The 21365-nt window shown below is 59.8% G+C and carries 16 protein-coding genes and 1 tRNA gene; 13 read left to right on the forward strand and 4 right to left on the reverse strand.

The features are described from left to right. The 6 genes from AC04P6_RS00905 to AC04P6_RS00930 form a co-directional block, all read left to right on the forward strand. Nucleotides 1-493: ferrochelatase (locus tag AC04P6_RS00905; protein ID WP_475564708.1), on the forward strand; the 493-nt coding region annotated here is incomplete at its 5' end. Between the two features lie 31 nt (nt 494-524). Continuing rightward, nucleotides 525-1730, forward strand: a complete 1206-nt coding sequence (gene coaBC / locus AC04P6_RS00910; protein WP_475564709.1) for a bifunctional phosphopantothenoylcysteine decarboxylase/phosphopantothenate--cysteine ligase CoaBC — start codon at nt 525-527, stop codon at nt 1728-1730. A 98-nt stretch (nt 1731-1828) separates the two neighbouring features. Continuing rightward, nucleotides 1829-2221: an aspartate 1-decarboxylase gene (panD, locus tag AC04P6_RS00915; protein WP_475564710.1), complete on the forward strand. Its 393-nt coding sequence runs from the start codon at nt 1829-1831 to the stop codon at nt 2219-2221. An 8-nt stretch (nt 2222-2229) separates the two neighbouring features. Next, nucleotides 2230-3075, forward strand: coding sequence for a pantoate--beta-alanine ligase (gene panC, locus AC04P6_RS00920; RefSeq protein WP_475564711.1), 846 nt, complete (start codon nt 2230-2232; stop codon nt 3073-3075). A 9-nt stretch (nt 3076-3084) separates the two neighbouring features. Continuing rightward, entirely contained in the window at nt 3085-4050 is a 966-nt protein-coding gene (locus tag AC04P6_RS00925; RefSeq protein WP_475564712.1) for a bile acid:sodium symporter family protein, read from the forward strand. Between the two features lie 149 nt (nt 4051-4199). Beyond that, nucleotides 4200-5435 (forward strand): dicarboxylate/amino acid:cation symporter, encoded by a 1236-nt coding sequence (locus AC04P6_RS00930; protein WP_475564713.1) that lies wholly within the window; start codon nt 4200-4202, stop codon nt 5433-5435. A 186-nt stretch (nt 5436-5621) separates the two neighbouring features. On the opposite strand, the gene AC04P6_RS00935 is transcribed toward AC04P6_RS00930, so the two are convergent. Then, nucleotides 5622-5698 (reverse strand) — tRNA-Pro (locus AC04P6_RS00935). A gap of 304 nt (nt 5699-6002) precedes the next feature. Between AC04P6_RS00935 and AC04P6_RS00940 the strand changes: the two genes are divergently transcribed. Further along, entirely contained in the window at nt 6003-8246 is a 2244-nt protein-coding gene (locus AC04P6_RS00940; protein ID WP_475564714.1) for an EAL domain-containing protein, read from the forward strand. A gap of 98 nt (nt 8247-8344) precedes the next feature. After that, nucleotides 8345-9730, forward strand: a complete 1386-nt coding sequence (locus AC04P6_RS00945) for a putative bifunctional diguanylate cyclase/phosphodiesterase (protein ID WP_475564715.1) — start codon at nt 8345-8347, stop codon at nt 9728-9730. 27 nt (nt 9731-9757) lie between these two features. Here AC04P6_RS00945 and AC04P6_RS00950 read toward each other — a convergent pair whose 3' ends face one another. Further along, complete coding sequence (locus AC04P6_RS00950) at nt 9758-10669, reverse strand: hypothetical protein (RefSeq protein WP_475564716.1); 912 nt, start codon at nt 10667-10669, stop codon at nt 9758-9760. Nucleotides 10670-10819: 150 nt separating this feature from the next. Between AC04P6_RS00950 and AC04P6_RS00955 the strand changes: the two genes are divergently transcribed. Further along, nucleotides 10820-11428 carry a 5-formyltetrahydrofolate cyclo-ligase gene (locus AC04P6_RS00955; protein WP_475564717.1) on the forward strand — a complete coding sequence of 203 codons (609 nt, stop codon included), beginning with the start codon at nt 10820-10822 and terminating at the stop codon, nt 11426-11428. Here AC04P6_RS00955 and AC04P6_RS00960 read toward each other — a convergent pair whose 3' ends face one another. Both AC04P6_RS00960 and AC04P6_RS00965 read right to left on the reverse strand, forming a co-directional pair. Next, nucleotides 11429-12388, reverse strand: a complete 960-nt coding sequence (locus AC04P6_RS00960; protein ID WP_475564718.1) for a Fic family protein — start codon at nt 12386-12388, stop codon at nt 11429-11431. It lies immediately after the preceding gene. Between the two features lie 83 nt (nt 12389-12471). Then, nucleotides 12472-13197 carry an acyl-[acyl-carrier-protein] thioesterase gene (locus tag AC04P6_RS00965; RefSeq protein WP_475564719.1) on the reverse strand — a complete coding sequence of 242 codons (726 nt, stop codon included), beginning with the start codon at nt 13195-13197 and terminating at the stop codon, nt 12472-12474. Between the two features lie 265 nt (nt 13198-13462). Between AC04P6_RS00965 and AC04P6_RS00970 the strand changes: the two genes are divergently transcribed. The 4 genes from AC04P6_RS00970 to AC04P6_RS00985 form a co-directional block, all read left to right on the forward strand. Next, entirely contained in the window at nt 13463-15463 is a 2001-nt protein-coding gene (locus AC04P6_RS00970) for a hypothetical protein (RefSeq protein ID WP_475564720.1), read from the forward strand. Nucleotides 15464-15474: 11 nt separating this feature from the next. After that, nucleotides 15475-16119: a SpaA isopeptide-forming pilin-related protein gene (locus AC04P6_RS00975; RefSeq protein ID WP_475564721.1), complete on the forward strand. Its 645-nt coding sequence runs from the start codon at nt 15475-15477 to the stop codon at nt 16117-16119. 29 nt (nt 16120-16148) lie between these two features. Continuing rightward, a complete protein-coding gene (gene srtB / locus AC04P6_RS00980; RefSeq protein ID WP_475564722.1) occupies nt 16149-16865 on the forward strand; it encodes a class B sortase in 717 nt (238 codons plus the stop codon). Between the two features lie 9 nt (nt 16866-16874). Further along, nucleotides 16875-21365 (forward strand): Spy0128 family protein (locus AC04P6_RS00985; protein WP_475564723.1); only part of this gene is annotated, 4491 nt, incomplete at its 3' end.

The following is a 21365-nucleotide window of genomic DNA, read 5'->3' on the forward strand; positions in this document are numbered from 1 at the left end:
CGCTGCGGGCGATAGGCTCATGCTGTCGTTCCACGCCATTCCGCTGAAGGACGAAAAGGCGGGCGATACGTACCGCACGCAAGCGCGCGCGACTGCCAATCTGGTATGCGAACGGCTGGGGCTCGACCCCGCGAGCGTTACCGTGTCGTATCAGAGCGTGTTCGGGCATAACCCTAAGGCGTGGGCGTCGCCGCTTTCCACCGACGTGCTGGAAGGGTGGCGCGACCAGCGTTTTCGCGTGTTCTTCGCATGTCCGGGCTTTGCGGTCGACTGCCTGGAAACGCTCTATGACATTCCGCATGAGATGGTGCCTGCGCTCGAAGGAGCTGGCGCGAAGCCCGCGAAAGCCGCAATCGACGGCTCCATCGCCAACACCATTAACACGAATGGCCGTTTTGTGTGGGTTCCGTGTCTCAACGATAGCCAGGAGCACGTTCGCATTATTGCCGATGTGCTTCGCCGTAATATAGGGAAAAGCGCGTTTGGCGATTAGGTACGCGCGCGAACGAGTAGAAAGCATTCAGATGGGTTCAGAGCAGAAGACCGTCCTGGTTGGCGTTACGGGCGGCATTGCAGCGTATAAGGCTTGCGAGATCGTTCGAGGTCTGCAGAACGCTGGCGTGCGCGTGAGGGTCGTCATGACCGAGCATGCTACCAAGTTCGTGACCCCGCTTACCTTCCGCGCACTTACGCACGAAGAAGTGGGCGTCGAGATGTTTACCGAGGGTGGCGACCCCATTCCTCACATCAGCCTTGCCGAGGAGGCCGACCTCTTCCTCATTGCGCCGTGCACGGTGAATGTGGTTGCCAAGCTGGCCAACGGCATTGCCGACGACCTGCTCACGTCCACGGCTATCGCATGCTCGTGCCCCATCATCGTTGCCCCTTCGGCGAACGTGAACATGTACACCAGCCCGGCCAACTTGAACAACATGGCCATTCTGGAAATGCGCGGCTACCAGATCATCGAGGCGCAGGAGGGCTATCTAGCCTGCGGTTACGTGGGTCGCGGTAAGCTTGCTCCCGTGGATGATATCGTGGCGCGCGCCCTTACGACGCTGGGCATTTCCGGCGACATGAAGGGCCTCAATCTCATGATTACTGCCGGTCCCACCATCGAGCCCATCGATCCCGTGCGCTACATCACGAATTTCAGCAGTGGAAAGACGGGCTATTCGCTCGCCACGGCTGCCGCGAAGCGCGGCGCGCACGTCACGATCGTTTCCGGCCCCGTTGCCGTCGATGCGCCCGAGGGCGTCACCGTGGTGCCCGTGCGTACCGCGCGCGAGATGCGCGACGCCGTGGCCGAGGTGTTCCCCACGTGCGACCTGGCTATTTTCGCTGCGGCCGTGGCCGATTTGCGTCCCGAGAACGAAGCCGACCACAAGCTGAAGAAGGGCCTCGACGACGCTGCGCTTTCCACCATTCGCTTGGCGGAGAACCCCGATATCCTCTCCGAGATGGGCCATGCGAAGAACGGCCAGGTGGTAGTTGGGTTTGCCGCGGAAACGCACGACGTGGTTCCCAATGCGCGCAAGAAGCTTGCGGCGAAGAATGCCGACATGATCATCGCCAACCAGGTTGGCAACGGCCTCGCGTTCGGCACCGAGGGCAACGAAATCTGGATGGTCACCGAAAACGGCGACGAGCATGTTCCCTATATGCTGAAGGCCGAACTTGCCGACATCGTGCTCGACAAGGTCCTGTCCCTCATGCCGGAAGAGCGTTAGAACCCCGCAGTACCCCGCATAATTTAAATCTATTTGTTCCTCCTAGTTCCTCCTGATAGCATCCTTTAGCACATCAAGAGGGGCTAGGAGGAATTGTTTTGCTTACCACCATGCTGCATGGGAAAATCCACCGCGCACGCGTGACGCAGGCCGAGCTCGACTACATCGGCAGCATCACCATTGACGCCGACCTGCTGGATGCGGCGGGTATCCGCGAGTACGAGCGCGTGGAAATCGCGAACGTCGAGCGTGGCGACCGCTTCGCCACCTACACCATCGCCGGCGAGCGGGGGAGTGGCGTCATCTGCGTCAACGGTGCGGCCGCTCACTGCGCCAACGTTGGCAATCACGTCATCATCATGGCGTATGCGCAGATGGACGAGAAGGAAGCCGCAACCGCGAAGCCGAACGTCGTATTCGTGGACGGTTTCAACCATGCATCGCGCATCACCACGTACGAGGCGCATGGGCGCCTTGAGGATCTGGCTTAGGGGGAGTCATGGAAGTTATCACTACCGTTGCCGACGCGAAACGCGTCTTGCGCGCGCTCAAGCGCGAGGGAAAGACCATCGGCCTCGTGCCCACCATGGGCTTTCTGCATGAGGGACATGCGAGCCTCATTGCGCGTTCGGCATCCGAGAACGATGTCACCGTCGTGAGCGTGTTCCTGAATCCGACGCAGTTCGCGCCGGGTGAGGACCTGGCTGCGTATCCGCGCGATTTCGAAGCCGACTGCAAGCTGTGCGAGGACTTGGGCGCCACGTACGTGTTCCATCCCGAGCCCAGCGAGATGTACGTGGATGCGCATGCGTACGTGAGCATCGACTACCTGTCGGATACGCTCGAGGGAGCAGCGCGCCCCATCCACTTCCGTGGCGTGTGCACCGTTGTGTCGAAGCTGTTCAACATCGTGCAGCCCGACCGTGCGTATTTCGGCCAGAAGGACGCGCAGCAGCTTGCCATCATCCGCAAGATGGTCGACGACCTGAACTTCGACGTGCAGGTGGTGGGCTGTCCAATCGTGCGCGAGAGCGATGGTCTCGCGAAGTCTTCGCGTAACACGTACCTGTCGGAGCGCGAGCGCCAGGCCGCGACCATTCTGAGCCGTTCCATCTTCCATGGGCAGGAAATCGCGCACGATGGCATGCCGGTGAACGAGCTCGTTCCCGAAATGCTCGGGGTGCTTTCCGAAGAGCCCCTGGCCAACGTCGAGTACGTATGCGTGAACGATGCCCTGGATATGCAGCCGATCGATTCGCTCGACCGTGCCGCGCTCGTTTCCATGGCCGTGCGCATCGGCACGACGCGTCTCATCGACAACTTCATCTACGAGCCTGCCAAGTAAGGGGTCATCATGCGTATTCTCTCGAACGTGGGCACCGTGCTCACGCGTCACGTGGCGCTTATCATCATCGTTCTTTCGCTCATCGCCTTCGTGGTGCCCCAGGGCTTCGTGTGGGCCACGGGCTACACCACCATCTTCCTGGGCATCATCATGTTCGGCATGGGCCTCACCATCAAGCCTTCCGACTTCAAGGTGGTGTTCACGCATCCGCGCGAGGTCATCATCGGCGCGGTGGCCCAGTATACCGTCATGCCCCTTGCGGCCTGGGCGCTTGCCACGGTGCTGCAGCTTCCTGCCGACATCGCGCTGGGCGTCATCCTGCTTGGCTGCTGCCCGGGCGGCACGGCCAGCAACGTGATCACCTACATCGCGAAGGGCGACGTGCCCCTGTCGGTGGGCATGACCATCGTCTCGACGCTTCTGGCGCCCCTCGTAACGCCCGTTTTGGTATATGCCCTGGCGGGGGCTTGGGTCGAGGTATCCATCGTCTCGATGTTCCTCTCCGTGGTGCAGGTCGTGCTTCTTCCCGTGCTGTGCGGTCTTGTGGTGAGTGCCTTCGCGCATCGCGCCGTACAGGCCGTTCAGCCCGTGCTGCCCGTGATTTCCGTGTTTGCCATCGCCTTCATCGTGGCTGGCATCACCGCCGCTAATACGACGAAGATTCTGGAGAGCGGCGCCTTGGTGCTGGCGGTCGTCGTGCTGCATAACGCCATCGGCATGGGCGTGGGCTATGGCATCGCGCGCCTGTTCAAGATGGACTATGCCAAGACCACCGCGCTTGCCATCGAGGTAGGCATGCAGAACAGCGGATTGTCGGTGAGCCTCGCCGCTGCCAACTTCGCCGCGAATCCGCTGGCCACGCTTCCAGGCGCCATCTTCAGCGTGTGGCACAACATCGCAGGCAGCGTGTTCGCGAGCGTGCGTTGCCGCGAAGGGCAGGGTGCCGTTCCCTCGGCGTCATCGGTGCGCGCATAGGCGCCTGCCGGGGGAATCTAACCTAGAGGATGCCGCCGGATTGTCCGGCGGCATTTTTTATCGTCCGTTATCGGTAAAAACGGATATAGTTAAGCGCTGTGGGAAGAGGCCCAAGGGAGCTCTTCCGTTCAAATGGGGAAAGGAAGGCAATGAAGAAGGTAGTTACCAGCTTGCCCTTTATTCTGCTCGTGGCTGTGATCGTGGGCATTCTGGTGGGTTTGGTTGCCAGCGAGCAGGTCATGCTCGTTATCGTTACGGTTAAGTACGTTCTCAACCAGCTCATCATGTTCTGCGTCCCGCTGATCATCATCGGGTTCATCGCGCCGTCTATCACGAAGCTTGGCAGCAACGTGTCGCGCGTGCTTGGCTTCGCCATTCTCATCGCGTACGCGAGCTCCATTGGCGCGGCGTTCTTCAGCACGCTTTCCGGCTATGCGCTCATTCCGCAGCTTTCGATCGTCACCGACCCAGCTGGCCTGCGCGAGCTGCCCGACGTGCCGTTCCAGCTCGACATTCCGCAGATCATGAGCGTTATGAGCGCGCTCGTGTTCTCCGTTGTCGTCGGCCTGGCGTCTGTGTGGACGAAGGCAAAGGCCATTCCGCAGATTCTCGACGAGTTCCAGCGCATCGTGCTGGCCGTGGTTACCAAGGTCATCATTCCCGTGCTGCCCGTGTTCATCGCGTGCACGTTCTGCGGCCTGGCCTACGAAGGCGCCATCACGCAGCAGCTGCCCGTGTTCATCGTGGTCGTGCTCATCGTCATCCTGGGCCATTACATCTGGCTTGCCGTGCTCTACGGCATTGCCGGTGCGTATTCGGGGAAGAATCCGCTGCAGGTCATCAGGCATTACGGCCCTGCCTACCTTACGGCTATTGGCACCATGAGCTCCGCTGCCACGCTTGCGGTGGCGCTGCAGTGCGCCGGCAAGGCGAAGCCCCTGCGCAAGGATATGGTGAGCTTCGGCATTCCGCTGTTTGCCAACATCCATCTGTGCGGCTCGGTGCTCACCGAGGTGTTCTTCGTGATGACCATCTCCAAGATGCTGTACGGCGCCATGCCCAGCATTGGCACGATGATTCTGTTCTGCCTGCTCCTGGGCGTGTTCGCCATTGGCGCACCCGGTGTTCCCGGTGGCACGGTCATGGCGTCGCTGGGCCTTATCACGGGCGTTGTGGGCTTCGATGCCACGGGCACGGCGCTCGTGCTTACGATCTTCGCCCTGCAGGATAGCTTCGGCACCGCTTGCAACGTGACGGGCGACGGAGCGCTTTCGCTCATCATGACGGGCTTCGTGGAGCGCCACGGAATCGAGGCGGAGGAGGCTCCCGAAACGCGCGAGCTCTTCAACGTCGACGACGAGCGCATTCCTCTTCAGCAGGGGTAGGGCCCTTGCTGCGCTATGCGCGGTGAGCGGGGCTCCTGCAAGGGCTTCCCGCTCAGGCTTTCTAGCGCTTTCGCGCTACGTAAGGCGACGGCTTTCGGGTCGTCGCCTTTTTCGTGTCCTCGTGCGGGCGATTATGCGGGCAAAGCAAAGCGGGCCAGAAGAGAACTTCTGACCCGCTGTTTTAGCTGGTCGGGTTGACAGGATTTGAACCTGCGACCCCTTGACCCCCAGTCAAGTGCGCTACCAAACTGCGCCACAACCCGAATATGTCTGCTGCTCACGCAGCGAAAAGTATATTAGCTGTCCCAAGCGCTCAAATCAACCCCAATTTTTACGGCAATCAAAATCTGCACATTCCAAGCGTGGCTATGTGTTCGCCGCGTGTGCTGGGCACTTTAGCGAATGGATAAAGGGTGTATCCATTGCAAGTAGCGCATGAAGGTACGCCATATGCTACCGCAAGTGTTACAATTCTAGTACGGAAATGGGATGTGCAGTACGTGGGTCTGGGGTATGTATTCGTTTCTAGGCGTCTCTCTTTCTATGGTTGGGGCTATTTGCGTGTGCATGCGCATAGCCCATCGTTCGTCGCGCCCTCTTGCCTACGACATGACGCGCCTGTTGGCGTTCGTGCTTCTGCCCATCATTGGCGACATCATCATGGTCGTCTCGCCGTTCGAGCCGCTGGCCTATTTTGGGTACAGCCTCTTCTTCATCGGCACCGACTGGATGCTCATCGAGCTCATCAACTTCACGGCGGTGTACTGCTCGAACCCGTATCGCGGCACGACCTGGTCGTACATTCTGGCAGGGGTGGCAACCGTCGATACGATCTCCATTCTGCTTAACATTACGTTCGGGCACGTGTTCATGCTCGTTCCCACGGGGTTCACCCCCTGGATGGGGTCGTTCGTCATGATTCCCTCGTTCTGGCTGTTCGTGCATCAGCTGGTCACGCTCCTCTTCTTCCTCACCACGATCATCTTCCTGCTGGAAAAGGCCCTTTCGGCTCCGGTGGTGTATTCGGAACGCTACGTCGCCATGATGGTGGCGGTGATAATCGCGCTGTGCTGCGATGTCTACTACCTTTCGACGAACACGCCGCTGGGGTATTCGTTCATTGCCTATGGGGCCTGCGCGCTGCTCGGCTTCTTCTTCGCCGTCGTGTACAAGCCCTTCGTGGTCATCGACCGGCTTCTCTCGCGCGTGGTCTCGGAGTTCGGCGAGGTGATTGCCGTGTTCGATGGCGACTCGAACTGCCTGTTCGTGAACGAGGCTGCCCAGAAGCAGTTTGGCGTCGACGCGCGCGACCTGGCGGCGGGCAATATCCTCTTCTCGCGCTTCATGGGCGCAGGCGCATCGTATACGGTTGCGCACGAGCGCGATGCGTACGAGAACATCCAGGGCGTCGATAGGTTCTTCCGCGTGCGCTATAGCGTGATAACCGACAAGCGCAATCGCGTGGTGGGCGGCTACCTCATCGTGTACGACAAGACGGAATACGAGGAGAGCCTGCTCGAGGAGCGCAAGGCCACCCAGCAGGCGCGTTACCGGGCCAATCACGACAGCCTTACCGGGCTCTACCGTAAGCACCATTTCTGCGAGGAAGTGCAGCGGCGCCTGCGCGACGACCCGAATACGAACTACGCCATCGCCGTGTCCAACATCAAGGATTTCAGCCTCATCAACGACATCTATGGCTCCGACGAGGGCAACGACCTGCTCATGCGCATTGCCACGGCGCTGCGCGACGCCTCGAGCCCCTCTACGATTTACGCGCGCATGGGGGCCGACCACTTCGCCGTGTTCTTCGATCGCGACCGCGTCGATTACCGCACGTTCGTCGAGCTGCCCGAAAAGGTTGCCTACGTGCGCAGCGACCGCTATTTCCCCGTGGTGGTGCATGTGGGCATCTTCGAGGTGTTCGATAGGGCGCTTCCCGTTACCGTCATGATCGACCGCGCCATGTTCGCCGCGAAGTCCATTGGCGCCGAGTACGCCTCGGAGCGACGCGTGGCCATCTTCGACGACGCGATGCGCGACGACTTGCTGTGGTCTAAGAAGGTCATCGGCGCGGTGGATGAAGCCATGCAGAAAGGCCAGATACAGGCGTACTTGCAGCCTCAGGTTAATTCGCACGGCGACGTGGAAGGCGCGGAAGCACTCGCGCGGTGGATTCATCCCGAATGGGGTTCCCTGCGTCCCGATAAGTTCATTCCCATCTTCGAACGCAATGGCATGATTGTGCGCCTTGATGCGCATATGTGGGAAGAGGCATGCCGCATCCTGCGGGAGTGGGAGACACGTGGCATCGACTTGTACATGGCGGTGAACATCTCGCCTCGCGATTTCTTCTTCATCGACGTGGCCCAGACGCTCATCGACCTGGTGCGCGAGTATGGCATTTCGCCCACGTCGCTGCATCTGGAAATTACCGAGGCCGTGGTGATGGAGCACGGCGGAAACGGCATGGCGGCGCTCGAACGTCTGCGCAGCGAGGGCTTCATCGTGGAAATGGACGACTTCGGCAGCGGCTATTCCTCGCTGGGCATGCTGAAGGACATGCCCGTGGACATCTTGAAAATCGATATGGCGTTCCTGTCGCACGCGAAGGATGCCGAGCGCGCGAGGAAGATTCTGAAGAGCGTCATTTCGCTTTCCGATAGCCTGGGAATGCCCAATATCACCGAGGGCGTGGAAACCGAGCAGCAGTATCGCATGCTGCTCGACATGGGATGTCGTCTATTTCAGGGGTACTATTTCGCTCGCCCGATGTCTGTGCGCGATTTCGAGATTAAATATCTTGGCTAAGCTATTTCTTTACCGAGATGTAGTAAAATCCACACCGCGTGATGACCTAAACACAGCATTTTATCGTCGCCTATTCATCATCGGTACGGAGTTGATTCATGAGCAAATTGAGCAATGTCTCCTTGTCGGCAGGCATTCGCCGTTCTGTGTCGCATTCCGTAACCTCTACGCGCGTCAAGTTGAAGAAACAGCTGATGGAACGGCTGGATGCCGATTCTCTGTATGGCTCCACGCACGACGAGCTCACCGGCTTGTACAACCGGCGCATGTTCTGCGAACGGGCGCGCGAGCTTCTTGATGCCAACCCCAACACGCAGTACTACGTGCTCGTGTCCAACGTGCACGACTTCAAGATGGTCAACGACGTGTACGGCCGAGATGGGGGAGACAAGCTCCTCATGCGCATAGCCACGGCCCTGCGCTTCTACAAGACCGAAGGCATGGTCTATGGCCGCGTGGGTGCCGATAAGTTTTGCGCCATCATGCGTGCCTGCGACTTCGACGGCGACATGCTCGAAGCCTGCACCAACCACATCATCAGGCTCGACAAGAATACCTTCTATCCCATTCTGGTTCACATTGGCGTATACGCCATCGACGACCCGTCGTTGCCCGTTGAAACGATGATCGACCGTGCGCATATGGCGATCGATGGTTGCTCCATGAGCATCGATCGCCGTGTGCGTATGTTCGACAACCGGGTGCGCGAGGAACGCGTCTGGACGCACTCTATCATCGGGTCGCTCGAAGATGCCATTCAGGGCGGCGACATCATTCCGTACCTGCAACCCCAGGTCGACGATTCGGGGAACATCCTGGGTGCCGAGCTGCTCGTTCGCTGGAATCATCGCGAACGCGGTTTCCTGGCGCCTTCCGAATTCGTGCCCGTGCTGGAATACAGCGGCCTCATCACCAAGGTCGACGATCTCATGTGGGAAAACGCGTGCCGCATTCTGGGCACGTGGCAGATGCTGGGCCGCACCGACCTTACGCTCTCCGTGAACGTATCCGCGAAGGACTTCACGTTCATGGACGTGCGCAAGCGTCTGCTGAAGCTCGTGCATCGCTATGGCGTCGACCCGTCGCGCCTGCGCTTGGAAATCACCGAGACGGCCATGATGGCAGATATCGAGAAGCGCCTCGTCGACATCAAGGCGCTGCAGGCCGAAGGCTTCGTCGTGGAAATGGACGACTTCGGAAGCGCGTATTCGTCGCTGAACATGCTGCGCGAGATTCCCGTCGACGCGCTGAAGATTGACATGCTCTTCCTGCGCGAGGCAACCGAGCACGAACGCGCGCGCATCATCCTGCAGTCGGTTATCGACCTGTCCCGCAAGCTGCATATTGGCGCCATCACGGAGGGCGTCGAGACGCTCGAGCAGTTCGAGATGCTGAAATCGATGGGCTGCAAGGTGTTCCAGGGCTTCTATTTCGCCAAGCCCATGTCGGTCTCGCGCTTCGAGCAACTCTACGACATCGTGTAAGAGGGTGCATAGCACGCCGCGCGGCACTTAGGAGACGGTGATGGCTCCTTGGAGCTTCGTCTCGCGGTAGCCCGCGTAATCGGCGTCGTTGATCTGCACGTGCGCATGGTTGCCCGGGTCGTCTTCGCTCGTGTATTCGGCGAGCTGAACTCCGCTGATGGTGCTTGCGATATCGCGCACGTAGGAGATCTGCGTGGCACCCGCAACCACGGTGCTGCCTGCCTGCACGAGCGGGTCGGTGGTGTGGATGACCACCACGTCGAGTTCGGGGTGACCTTCGGGCTGAATGTGAATCTCGTAATCGGTGAGCTGGTCGAATAGCTGGTATTCCGTCACCAATACGACCGTTCCCGTTACGGGCGCGTACACCGGCGTTCCCGCCGCGGCGCCAGCATCGATGGAAGTATCCATGTTAGTGGCGGCCGTGCTGCGCCATGCATGCACCGTGTCGGCATCGACCCAGGTTCCGCTCGACTGCGCGTGATTCACGCGCACGGAATGCTCGGTGTAGGCCGTTTCCCCGTCGGCGCGGGGGAGTTCGGTGTCCATTTGCAGGGCGTAGCCATAGGAAGCCTGATGGAAGATGATTGCCGTGAGGTCGCATGTTTTCACGGGACAGTAGATGGCCACGTCCTCGTACGATGCGGCCTGGTACGTCACGGGAGCGTTTTCGTCGGTATGCTGGTCGTTCTCGCTTGCGTCGGCCTCTTGCGCCTGCGTCGCGCGTGCGGGGGTGCTTGCCGATGCGGTAGCTTGCGTTCCCTGGGCATTCGCGCCCTGCGATTGCTGCGCGGCCTGAATGCGCGCGATGTTGGGAAGCGCCCAGAAGTAGATGGCGCAGCCTGCCGCGGCGAGCGCGACGAGCAGCGCGAGGGTAATCGCGATTGCCCTTCCAACGCGTCGTTTGGGCTTGGGCTGTTGTTTAGCGTGTTTTGCCAATTGAGAGCCTGTGGGTGCTTGTTTTGTAAGGTCACGGGCATTTTACCATGTGGCTGCTACGCTTTGGTAACAATGATTCCGCGCTATCCGCGAAAGGTTCTGCGTTGGGTAGAGTTGCCGTGGAGGGTAGACCTGACAGGAGATGATTTCATGATTGCCGAAGTTGATTGTGAAGCCGTGGCATGCGAAAAACGTACGCAGCGCCAGATGTTCCTCGATCGTCGCAATGCCCTCGACGCCGTGCAGCGCCGGGCCATCGATGCGTCAATCGCTCGCCGTTTGTATGAGCAGCCCGAATTCATCGGCGCGAATACGGTATTCACGTACTATTCGGTAGGCAGCGAAGTCGATACGCGTGCCGTCATCTCTCATGCGCTTACCTTGGGCAAAAAGGTGTGCTTGCCGCGTTGCGTTCCCGGTACGCGCTTCATGGAATGGTACGAAATCTCTTCGCTCGAGGGGCTCGTTCCCGGTTCTCATCGCATCCCCGAGCCCGCCCCCGACCTGATGCGCCTTGTCGACCCGTATGCGCATGTCGATTCCATCGCGCTCGTTCCTGGCTTGGCCTTCGACACGCGTGGCTATCGCCTGGGGTATGGCGGGGGATACTACGACATCTTCCTATCGCGCTTCCCGGGGTATTCCATGGGCCTGTGTCGCGAAAGCCACATGGTGTTCGATGCCCTTACGCGCGAACGCTTCGACCGTCCCGTTTCGGGCGTTGTCACCGAGGCGCGCACGATTCGCGCCAGCTGGTAGCTAGCGGCGCTTGTAACGCGTCGCGCGCGCGGCCCCAACCTTGCGAAGCACGCCTTCGTCCTGCATCTTCTGCAGGATGCGTTCGACCGTTTTCTGACTCATCGACGGGTTGGCGTCCATGATGGCGCGTTTGGTAACGGGCTCTTCGATCTGCTCGAAGTAGGCGCGGATGCGCGCTTCGTTGCTCATGCGCTCGCCCATGCTCTTCAAGTACTCCGTCTGCGTGACGTAGCACGATTCCAGCGTTTCGAGCATGCGCAGCGCGTACGTTTCGTCGCCGGCGTGCTCCTTGCGTTTCCTGGCAGCGTTTGCGAGCTTGCGCTTGTTTTCTTCGAGCGCGGCGTCGATGGAAACGTGCAGGCCCACGGTGTAGCCCTCCTGGCACAGAAGCAGCAGCAGGAGCAGGTTGGCGCATGACGTGTTGTAGCGGTCGAACGGATCGATTTCCCTGAAGGATCGGTAGAACACGAAGATGCTCTGCAGGGGAACGCTGTCCTTCGAGCGCTTTTCGGCTTGGTAGGCGCGGCAGAGCTCGCGGATGGCGGCTGGCGTGTCGTACTCGTCTTTCCATTCGCCTGCGTCTTCCGATTTCTCGTACCAGAGCATGTCGCGATGGAGCTGCTGGATGGTGCCGGGGGATAGGCGGATGGACGCGTAGCGCTGCTCGATGAGGCCCCATACGTAGAGGTACCCGAGGGCGAATCGCTCGGCAGCGTTTTGCGGCGCGGCTTCCTCGCGTGCCAGGCAACGCAGGCGCGTATCGCCGATGCTCATGCCCTCGAGGCGCGTGGCGGCCAGGGCGCTGTGGAACATCGCGGAATCACGATAGGGGTCGAGCGCTTCGGGGTTGCGCGCGCATGCCAGCTCCTCTGCGCCCCGGTGCTCGTGGAGGGTGCAGAGCTTGGCCAGGATGGCGGGCGAGAAGGATATGCCATTGTGTTCCTGCGTTGCGCTTTCCATTGTATGCTCCTCAAACTCCTAGAAATGACTAAGAAAAATCTACCTGGTCGTATCGTATGAAATGACTATGAAATACGTGTGGATTACGCGTATTCGAGCTTGATATTGCAGGCTGCATCTCCCGATTCCTTGCGCACTTCCACGAATGCGCCGTTCTCCTCTTCGTGGGTGAAAACGCCGAGTGTTTCGCCCTTGCGAACCTCGTGCCTGAAGTCGGCCTGGAACGAAGCGATTGCGCGTGCCGTTGCGTTGTCGAGTGCGTCGACGGCATATGCCGCGTAGCGTGCGTTGTTCACATGAGCGTTCACGTCGACGTCGGTGTAGCCGGGCACGATGGTGCGCGCGCATGCGCCTTCGCCGGCTGCGGGCTTCAGCTTGCGAATGCGCCCCTCGAATGCCCGGTCTTCGCTGAAATCGTTCGGCCCTTCGTAGATGTCGGCGACGGATACGAACGAGCGTGCCTTGGCGTCCATTACCACCCATTCGGATGCCGCGGAAAGGAGCAGGTTCCCCTCCTTGTCGTGCATCGTCCAATCGCGGTGGAACGAGAAGCGGGAAGGGGAGTGCGGCCATGTGCGCACTGACACGATCGAATGGTGCTGGGGCTCTTGGTGCACGACGTATTTCATGCGCACGATTGCCCAGAAAACGCCCTTCGAATGCATGGCGTCGTAGCCTATGCCCATGTCTTCCGCTTGCACGGTTGCAAGGTCTTGCAGGATGTCGAGTACCGCTGCCGGGTGCAGGTGACCGAAGCGGTCGAAGTCGGTGAGTCGTAGACGGTAATCGCAGGTCATTCCAATGCTCATGGAGGCTGGTTCCCCTTCTGTGCCTTTCCGCCGCTTCGTTTACCGTAGCAGCGCATATGTCTTACGGTGCAATTATATTACCCATTTCAACGAAATTGAACAGGTTCTAAGAATTTTGTACATCTTATGTTCCGTATGTGGTCCGTAAGGGGGCATTTTTAGCCGATAACGTTTGCTCACGGGGTTTTTCTTGCCCCCTGGTGTAAAGTATGTCATCGCACTTTAAAGGGCGAAACGCCCGTCGTCACAATGGTTAGGGGATTGGATGAGTGCTGCTAGAAGGCCAATTGCGGTCGTCGTGTGGGCATTGCTGCTCGCGGCTGCCGTTCTCGTTCCCGGGCATGCCTATGCCCAGGGCGACGTTGCCATCTCGGGCGCCGATTCCTACCGAACGCAGGGCTCCGTTCCCGTGCTTTCCGTAACGGGTAACGACGGCGACGTCTTCTACGTCGAAGTGGTTTCCAATGGCGTTACGGTCGTAAGCCATCTGGAGCAGCCGGTTTCCTCGCTGGACGAAGCGGGCGTGTTCCTTCTGAAAATCGATTCGTACGAGAATCCGTACACCATTCGCGTGTACGGCGACCGCGCTCAGACGCAGCTTCTGTACGAGGGCACGACGTATCCGGTGTACGCATCGTTCGATGGCGGCCCGCGCCAGCTCATCGCGCTTCGCACGCTTTCCTCTTCGGAAGCGCGTTCGTTCACGCCCGAGGAATCCATGTACGTCGATGGCGTTTCGTATCGCCTTGCGCGCACGGCTTCGGGTGAGGCTAAGGTCTCTTCCTCTGATGGCGCGCTCGAATATGCCTACGAATCCTATTCCGTTCAGGGTTCCGTCGACGGAACCATTACGTATGTCGATGCCGACACGGGCGGGACCCTTGCCACGCAGACCATCGCGGGCATCCAGTCGGGCGAGACGCGCACCGTTTCCGTTCCCACGGCCATCACGTCGTCCGATGGCACGGTCTACCGCACCATCTTCTTCACGCGTGCGGTTCGGGCGTCGAATCCCGGTCAGCGCAACTTCGTGATTTCCTGCCGCAAGATTGCCGCAGCCAACGAGCTGGTGGGTGGGTACTACGTCGCCACCATCAACCTCGTGGATCGCGCCACGAATCGCCTTCTGGCAACCGACTTCGTAACCGTTACGGGTTCGTACGCGTATAGCGCTCCGCAAACCATGTACCTGCAGGGCGATGGCGCTTCGACGACCTATGTGCTTTCGGGTGCCGATGCCCTTACCTCTTCGAAGCTTGCGGGTAACGTGCTCACGCTCGATGCCCGCGTCGATGGCGTGGATTCGGGCTCTGCAACGTACACGCTTTACTACGACGAGCAGCCCGCGAATGCCGATTCCATGGCCGTAACGTTCAACCTCATCGACGCCTCGAAGCGCGCCGACGATCCCTCGCGCGTCCTTGCAACCGACACTGCCACGGCGTACAAGGGTGGGGAAGCGGTGACGCCTCCTTCCTCCTATACGTCCGTCGATGGCGTGACCTACGTTATTGCGGGCAGCGCTTCCATGTATTCCTATACGTATGATTCCGGAGCGAACCCCGTCGTCGACGTGTATTACGTGCCCGAAGGATACGAGGTTCCCGCCGACTACCAGGTAACGGTGAACTGCGTGAACGTGCTCGACGGATCCGTTATTACCAGCAAGTCGTTTACGTCGAGCGCTGCCGATGGGCAGAATCTCCTCATCGAGACCGATGCCTCGTTCACGCAGGATGGCGTGGAGTGGATTCGCCTCGATGGGCAGGAAGAGCCCATCAGCCATGCCTTCTATTCGGCGTTCCGCACGTATACCGTGTACTACCGCAGCAGCAGCGATGCCCTTTCGGCGGGTGCGGTCGTCTCGCGCCTGCGCGTTTCGTATTACCAGGCAGACCCCGCCGACTACTCCGCTTCGGAATCGGTGACCGAGCAGGGTGCCGACGACGCGGGGCAGCTGTCCAATATGGGCGCGTACAGCGTTATCTCGAACGGCTCGGGTGCGATCATCCAGAACAACGAGGGAACCGATAGCGAAGGCGAGCGCATCGACGAAGACGAATCGCCTTTGGCGTTCCTCTGGGGCGACGCCGATAGCGTCCTCTCGATTCAGACGTTCGCGCCGTTCATCCTGGGCTTCGGCATTGGCTTGGCCGCTTTGGCGGTGATCGCGTTCATGCTCGTGCACCAGCGCGGCAAGGGCGGCGACGATGACGATGGCCCTTCGAGTGGAACTCCGGCGCTTTCTGCCGAGCAGGCGATGTAGAAGGGGCGCATATGACGAAGTACATGCAACATTTCATCGCGCGTATCGCCTTCGCCCTGGTGGCGTGCGCGGCGCTTGTCGCCGTTCCCGCAACGTCGTATGCGGCCACGGTGAATGCTCCCGTAGTGGTTTCCGACGACGCCACGCATCTGTCCGTTTCGAAGCTCGATTCCGAGACTCACGAATGGGTTGTGGGCGCGCAGATGGCCATCATCGACGAAGTGACGGGCGAGGTCGTTGCCGACTGGACGACGTCCGAGTCGATTCACGAGGTCAACAAGGCGCTCAACGTGAACGTGCATTACATACTGCGCGAGGTTTCCGCGCCCGATGGATATGACAAGGCCGACGACGTCGTCTTCTACGTGAAGGCATCTGACGAGGAGGGCATCGAAATCATTTCCGGTGCCGATGGCGGAAATGCCGAACTCGTTCAGTCGTACCAGATCAACCTCTATGACGAGTGGATTTCCGGCGAGCGTTCGACGAGCGCGAGCGCCACGCGTACCAATTCCGGCGAGGAAGACGTTACCTCGGTCGTGGTTGCGCCCAAGACGGGCGATGAAACGCCCCTGGGCCTCGTCGCGGCGTTGGCCGCCGTGGGCGTTGTCCTCATCGTGCTCATCGGCATCGTCAAGAAAACCAAGCTTCGGTAATCGGTTCGGAAGAAAGGTCACGCAAGCACATGCAGCGCACAGTCGCCATACGTCGCACTCTCACGGTCGTGCAGATCGTGCTGGGCGTGTGCGTGCTTGCCGCGGGCGCTTGGCTTGCGTGGAAATGGATGGGGTATTCCCAGGCTGCGAGCGTATATGCTCAGATGCGCGACACGTATGAGTCCGGCGAGGGTGCCTACGATTTCGCCGCGCTTACCGGCGACTATCCCGAAGCCGTGGCATGGATCACGGTCGACGGGCTCGAGGGCATCGACTATCCGGTCATGCAGGCCTCCGACAACGACTATTACCTTGCGGCGGATGCCACGGGGGCGTCTTCGGTATCGGGCGCCGTGTTCCTCGACTATCGCAACGCTTCCATCACCAACGACCTGCATGCCATCGTGTATGCGCACAATATGGCCGACGGAAGTATGTTCGGTACCCTTTCCCGCTTCCTTGACCAAGATTTCTACGAGTCTGCGGGCGGCATGTTCACCGTGTACACGCCCGAAGGCACGTTTCGCTACCAGGTTTTCGCGGTCGACGTCGTCGACCCGTCCAGCGATGCGTACACGGTTGGCTACACCGACAAGGACGTGTTCGGGGCGTTCGTGCAACAGCTCGCATCTTCGTCCCTGTACGACACGGGCGTTCAGGTGAACGGAAACGACCAGGTCATCACGCTCAGCACATGCTCGAGTACCAATAGGCTCATCGTCAGCGCGAAGCGCGTGGCGGGATAGGCAGCTTGCATGAAACAGGCATTTGGCACCATATTCGAAAAAGACTCGCTCCTGAATGGGGTCGTTGCGTCGCTGCTGGCGCTTTCCCTCATTCTGTTGCAGATTCCCGCGAGCTTTGCCGAGGGTGACGGCTCGTCCCAGACGCTCGAGCTTTCCTCCACGGTAACCATCTCGCTCGACCTGGGCGATGCCTATATCGAGTGCCTGGGCCAGACGGTTTCCTCGCCCAGCTCGAAGATGGATGTTCCCGCGAAGAAGGACCTCGAGTTCACGGCGTCGGCCGATAGCGGCTACGAGCTCGAGAGCGTGAGCATCACCATCAATGGCGCCACGCAGGTTCTTTCGCCCGATGCCAACGGCGTGTATACGGTTGCGGCGAAGAACGTGGTGAACGGCCTTTCCATTCAGGTAGCCACGCAGGAAGTTGAAGGCGACCAGGGCGCTGCCTCGGCGGCCGTTTCCGTGACGCAGCCCCAGGCGGGCTCTTCCGAAGAGGGTTCCGCGTCTGTGCGTTCCGACGCATCGCCTGCAAGCGACGAGACGTTTGCGAAGTCGGTCTACACGTATACCGGGGAAGGGTATACCGTTACCGCCACGCTCGAAGACGTTACGGCTATCCCCGATAACGCCCAGCTCGTCGTGACGCCCGTCACCGAAACCTCCCAGGGTTACAACTACGGCGCGTACATGAGCGCGCTCAACGAGACGGTTTCCTCCGCGGATGGCCAAGATGTCTATGATGCGGAAAATACGCTTCTGCTGGATGTTGCCTTCATGGTTCCGAAGACCGACGAAGCGGGCAATGTGCTCGAGGGCTCTTCCGTGGAAGTCGAGCCTGTGGCGGGGTCCGTTTCGTATCGCGTCACGTTTGCCGATTCCCAACTTTCCGACGACCTGGGCGTCACGTCCGATACGGCGAGCGCAATCGAGATCAACCACCTCGTGCTTTCCGATGCGGCCCTTGCCGGCGCGGAGAGCACGAAGGATGCAACCGATATCAGCGCATCCGATATCGACGTGCAGGCAGTTTCGAACGAGGGCGCGAGCGTCGATGGCGAGGAGAGCCTATCCTTCAGCACTACGAGCAATTCGATTATCGCCATTTCCTCGTGCGGCGAAGTGACCAAGTACAACCCGCAGGGCGAACAGCTCTCGTACGTCGACGTCCTGGGCAACGCGCGTTACTTCGGCATTGTGGCAGACACGTGGTATATGTCGGAGGCCGAATCGAATGCCGCCGTGAACACGCTCTACCAGCGGCAGCAATCGGGCAACGATCTCACCGCGGGCGACGACAACCAGCCGTGGTTCATTGGCGAGCTTGCCAATTCGTCGTATCGCCAGGTTAGCTGGTGGCCTACGGCCGAGTGGGACACCGTGTACGACACGTTCATGATCAAGGGCCGCGACGCCGACGTGTACACGCCTTCGGAATACGATCAGTACATCCTTTCCAACGGCAACGTCACGTTCCATGACACGTCCCAGGAAGACGTGAACGACTACGTGAACGCGATGCTTTCCGATGCGGCGGCGAAATCGGCTGAGTTCGCTACCAAGAATTCCATCGTGGGCGCGTTGCCCACTCCTTGCACCGACAGCAGCGACCCCGACCATTCCACTACGAATTACGTGATCGACCTCACGTCGTCGGGTTCGGGCACGTTCTTCCTGAATCTCGATAGCGTGTACTACGACTACCTGGGCAGGCAGAACGGCGCGTTGAACATCAAGTGCAATTCCGACCAGACCGTCGTCATCAATCTCACGAAGTCGGGCAGCATCGACTTGACGCAGTTCAAGATGACCATTGGCGGAACGGTGTACAACGGCATCACCGCAGATAGGAACAGCGAGGACATCGCCAAGCATCTCGTGTGGAATCTCCCCAACGCCTCCCAGGTGAACCTCACGGGTTCGGTTGCGGGCATGTTCCTCGCGCCGAACGCATCCTTCAACATCTATGCGACGTCGTCGGGGTGGGTCGTGGCCGATACCGTGAATAGCGGCAGTGGCGAATGGCACGACACCTGGCAGACGTATGACCAGGATTACGAGAAGATTTCCACGCAGGCTTCGGTAACCAAGTCGCTCAGCGGCGGTACGCTCGAGGCGGGCCAGTTCCAGTTCGAGCTCGTCGATTCTTCGGGGCGCGTTCTGCAGACGGTTTCGAACGATGCCGATGGCTCGGTTTCCTTCGCCGACATTTCGTACACGAGCGCCGGCACGTACACCTATTACATTCGCGAGGTCATTCCCGATGGAGCCGTGAGCAATGGCGATGGCACGTATTCGTACAATGGCGTCGTCTACGACGGCACGGTGCATACGATGAGCGTGAACGTGTTCCAGGCGGTGGCCAATTACCAGCGCGAACTTGCCTCAGCTGTCTCATATGATGGCGGGTCGGTATCGTCCATCACCTTCACGAACGCGACCACTACGGTAAAGGAAACCCATGCTGCGCTTGCGGCGTCGAAGAGGCTCGAGGGCATGTCGCTCGAGGCGGGGCAGTTCCAGTTCCAGCTTCTGGATGCTGCGGGTAACGTCGTTCAGACGAAGTCCAATGCGGCGGATGGGTCCGTGTCGTTCGACGAGATCACGTATGATGCCGCAGGCGAGTACGCCTATACCATCAGGGAAGTTGTGCCCAGCGGCGCGACGCGTAATGCGGATGGCACGTATTCGGTAGGCGATTTCACGTACGACGGTCACGAGGAATCGGTCACGGTGTACGTGTACGACGATGGCTCGGGCCAGCTGCAGGCGCTTCCCACCTATGCTACGAGCGGTTCAACCGAACCGTACGAGTTCGCCAATGCCTTCACGGGCACGGCGACGTTTTCGCTGACCGCCGCCAAGACGCTCTCGGGGCGTTCCCTCGTTCTCGGCGAGTTTTCGTTCACCGTTACGAAGTACGACGACGCGAGGAACTACCTTGCCACGCTTGGCACGGTAAGCTGCGATGACGCGGGCGTCATTTCCTTCAGCGATATCGATACCTACACGTTCGACGATGTGGGGAAGGCGTATCTGTATCTGCTCACCGAGGACATTCCCGACGGTGCGGTGCAGCTGGACGACACCCATTACTTCTATGACGGCGTTACGTACGATGCTCATCCCGAGTGGGCAAACGTGCAGGTGATGTACGATTCGTCGACGCAGCAGATCGTGACGAACGTCGATTACTGCAACCTGTATGGCTGGGTGTTCCATAACGCGTATTCCGCGACTGGCTCCTTTGCGCTTGGCGGCGTGAAGACGCTGCAGAACGCTTCCTTCGACGGCGGCGATTCTCTCACGTTCACCGTGCAACCCACGGGAAGCGATGCCGCGAGCACGCCAATGCCTGCTTCGAATACTGTCACCATTACGCCCCAGGGCGGTTCGGAGGCGTCGTTCTCGTTCGGCGATATCTCGTTCGACCTCGACGACGTGGGCCATACGTACGCGTACGCCATCACCGAGTCCGCGTCGATGCCCGGCGTCGAAAACGATTCCCGCACGCATGTCGTCACGCTTTCCGTGAGCGACAACGGCGATGGCACGCTTTCCATTTCGCCTGCGTATTACGTAGATGACCAGCAAGTTTCCGAAGTCGAGTTCGTCAACTCCTATAGCGCCACTGGCTCGGTGCAGTTCGCGGGAACGAAGAGCATGCAAGGGCGCGCGCTTCAGGAAGGCGATGCGTTCCAATTCGACATCCTCGAGAACGGCCAGGTCATTGCTATCGCAACGAGCGACGCAACGGGCAAGATCGCCTACCCTGCGATTACCTACTCGCTTGAAGACGTGGGCGAGCACACGTATACGGTGCGCGAGCAAGCGGTGAATGCGGCGGGTGTTGCCAGCAGTGACCAGGAATACACCGTTGTGGTGAATGTGAGCGACAACGGCGATGGCACGCTGGGCGTTTCCGCGACGCCGAACGCGCAGGCGCTTGATTTCACGAACACGTACAGCGCTTCCGGCTCCGCGTCGATTTCCGCCACGAAGGAGCTTTCGGGCCATGCGCTTGCAGCTGGCCAGTTCTCGTTTGCGCTCTATGACGCCTCGGGTGCTCTGCTGCAGACGAAAACCAATGACGAGCAGGGCAAAATCCTGTTCGATAGCATTGCGTACACGCAAGACGATGCAGGCAAGACGTTCGTCTATTACCTTTCCGAAATCAACGATGGCCAGCCCGGGTACACGTACGATACGTCCTCGAAGCGCGTCGAGGTGAGCGTGAGCGACAACGGCGATGGCACGCTTTCCACTTCCGTTGCGTACCAGGGCGGTCAGGCGCGTTTCTCGAATTCGTATACCGCTTCCGGTTCGGCAACATTCCAGGCAAGCAAGACCCTCGAGGGGCGCGATTTGCAAGAAGGTCAGTTCAGCTTCGTGCTGAAGGATGCGAACGGGAACGTGCTGCAGACTGCGCAGAACGCCGCCGATGGTTCGGTGAGCTTCGCCCCCGTTTCCTATACGCAGCCGGGAACGTATGCCTACACGATT

Source organism: Denitrobacterium sp. (genome assembly GCF_056180635.1).

What these genes read in the sequence shown, in the direction of transcription:
- AC04P6_RS00945 (WP_475564715.1), top strand. Translation starts at nt 8,345, where the DNA reads ATGAGCAAATTGAGCAATGTCTCCTTGTCGGCAGGCATTCGCCGTTCT.
- AC04P6_RS00940 (WP_475564714.1), top strand. Translation starts at nt 6,003, where the DNA reads ATGCGCATAGCCCATCGTTCGTCGCGCCCTCTTGCCTACGACATGACG.
- AC04P6_RS00970 (WP_475564720.1), top strand. Translation starts at nt 13,463, where the DNA reads ATGAGTGCTGCTAGAAGGCCAATTGCGGTCGTCGTGTGGGCATTGCTG.
- panC (WP_475564711.1), top strand. Translation starts at nt 2,230, where the DNA reads ATGGAAGTTATCACTACCGTTGCCGACGCGAAACGCGTCTTGCGCGCG.
- AC04P6_RS00925 (WP_475564712.1), top strand. Translation starts at nt 3,085, where the DNA reads ATGCGTATTCTCTCGAACGTGGGCACCGTGCTCACGCGTCACGTGGCG.
- coaBC (WP_475564709.1), top strand. Translation starts at nt 525, where the DNA reads ATGGGTTCAGAGCAGAAGACCGTCCTGGTTGGCGTTACGGGCGGCATT.
- AC04P6_RS00955 (WP_475564717.1), top strand. Translation starts at nt 10,820, where the DNA reads ATGATTGCCGAAGTTGATTGTGAAGCCGTGGCATGCGAAAAACGTACG.
- AC04P6_RS00930 (WP_475564713.1), top strand. Translation starts at nt 4,200, where the DNA reads ATGAAGAAGGTAGTTACCAGCTTGCCCTTTATTCTGCTCGTGGCTGTG.
- srtB (WP_475564722.1), top strand. Translation starts at nt 16,149, where the DNA reads ATGCAGCGCACAGTCGCCATACGTCGCACTCTCACGGTCGTGCAGATC.
- AC04P6_RS00960 (WP_475564718.1), bottom strand. Translation starts at nt 12,388, where the DNA reads ATGGAAAGCGCAACGCAGGAACACAATGGCATATCCTTCTCGCCCGCC.
- AC04P6_RS00965 (WP_475564719.1), bottom strand. Translation starts at nt 13,197, where the DNA reads ATGAGCATTGGAATGACCTGCGATTACCGTCTACGACTCACCGACTTC.
- AC04P6_RS00975 (WP_475564721.1), top strand. Translation starts at nt 15,475, where the DNA reads ATGACGAAGTACATGCAACATTTCATCGCGCGTATCGCCTTCGCCCTG.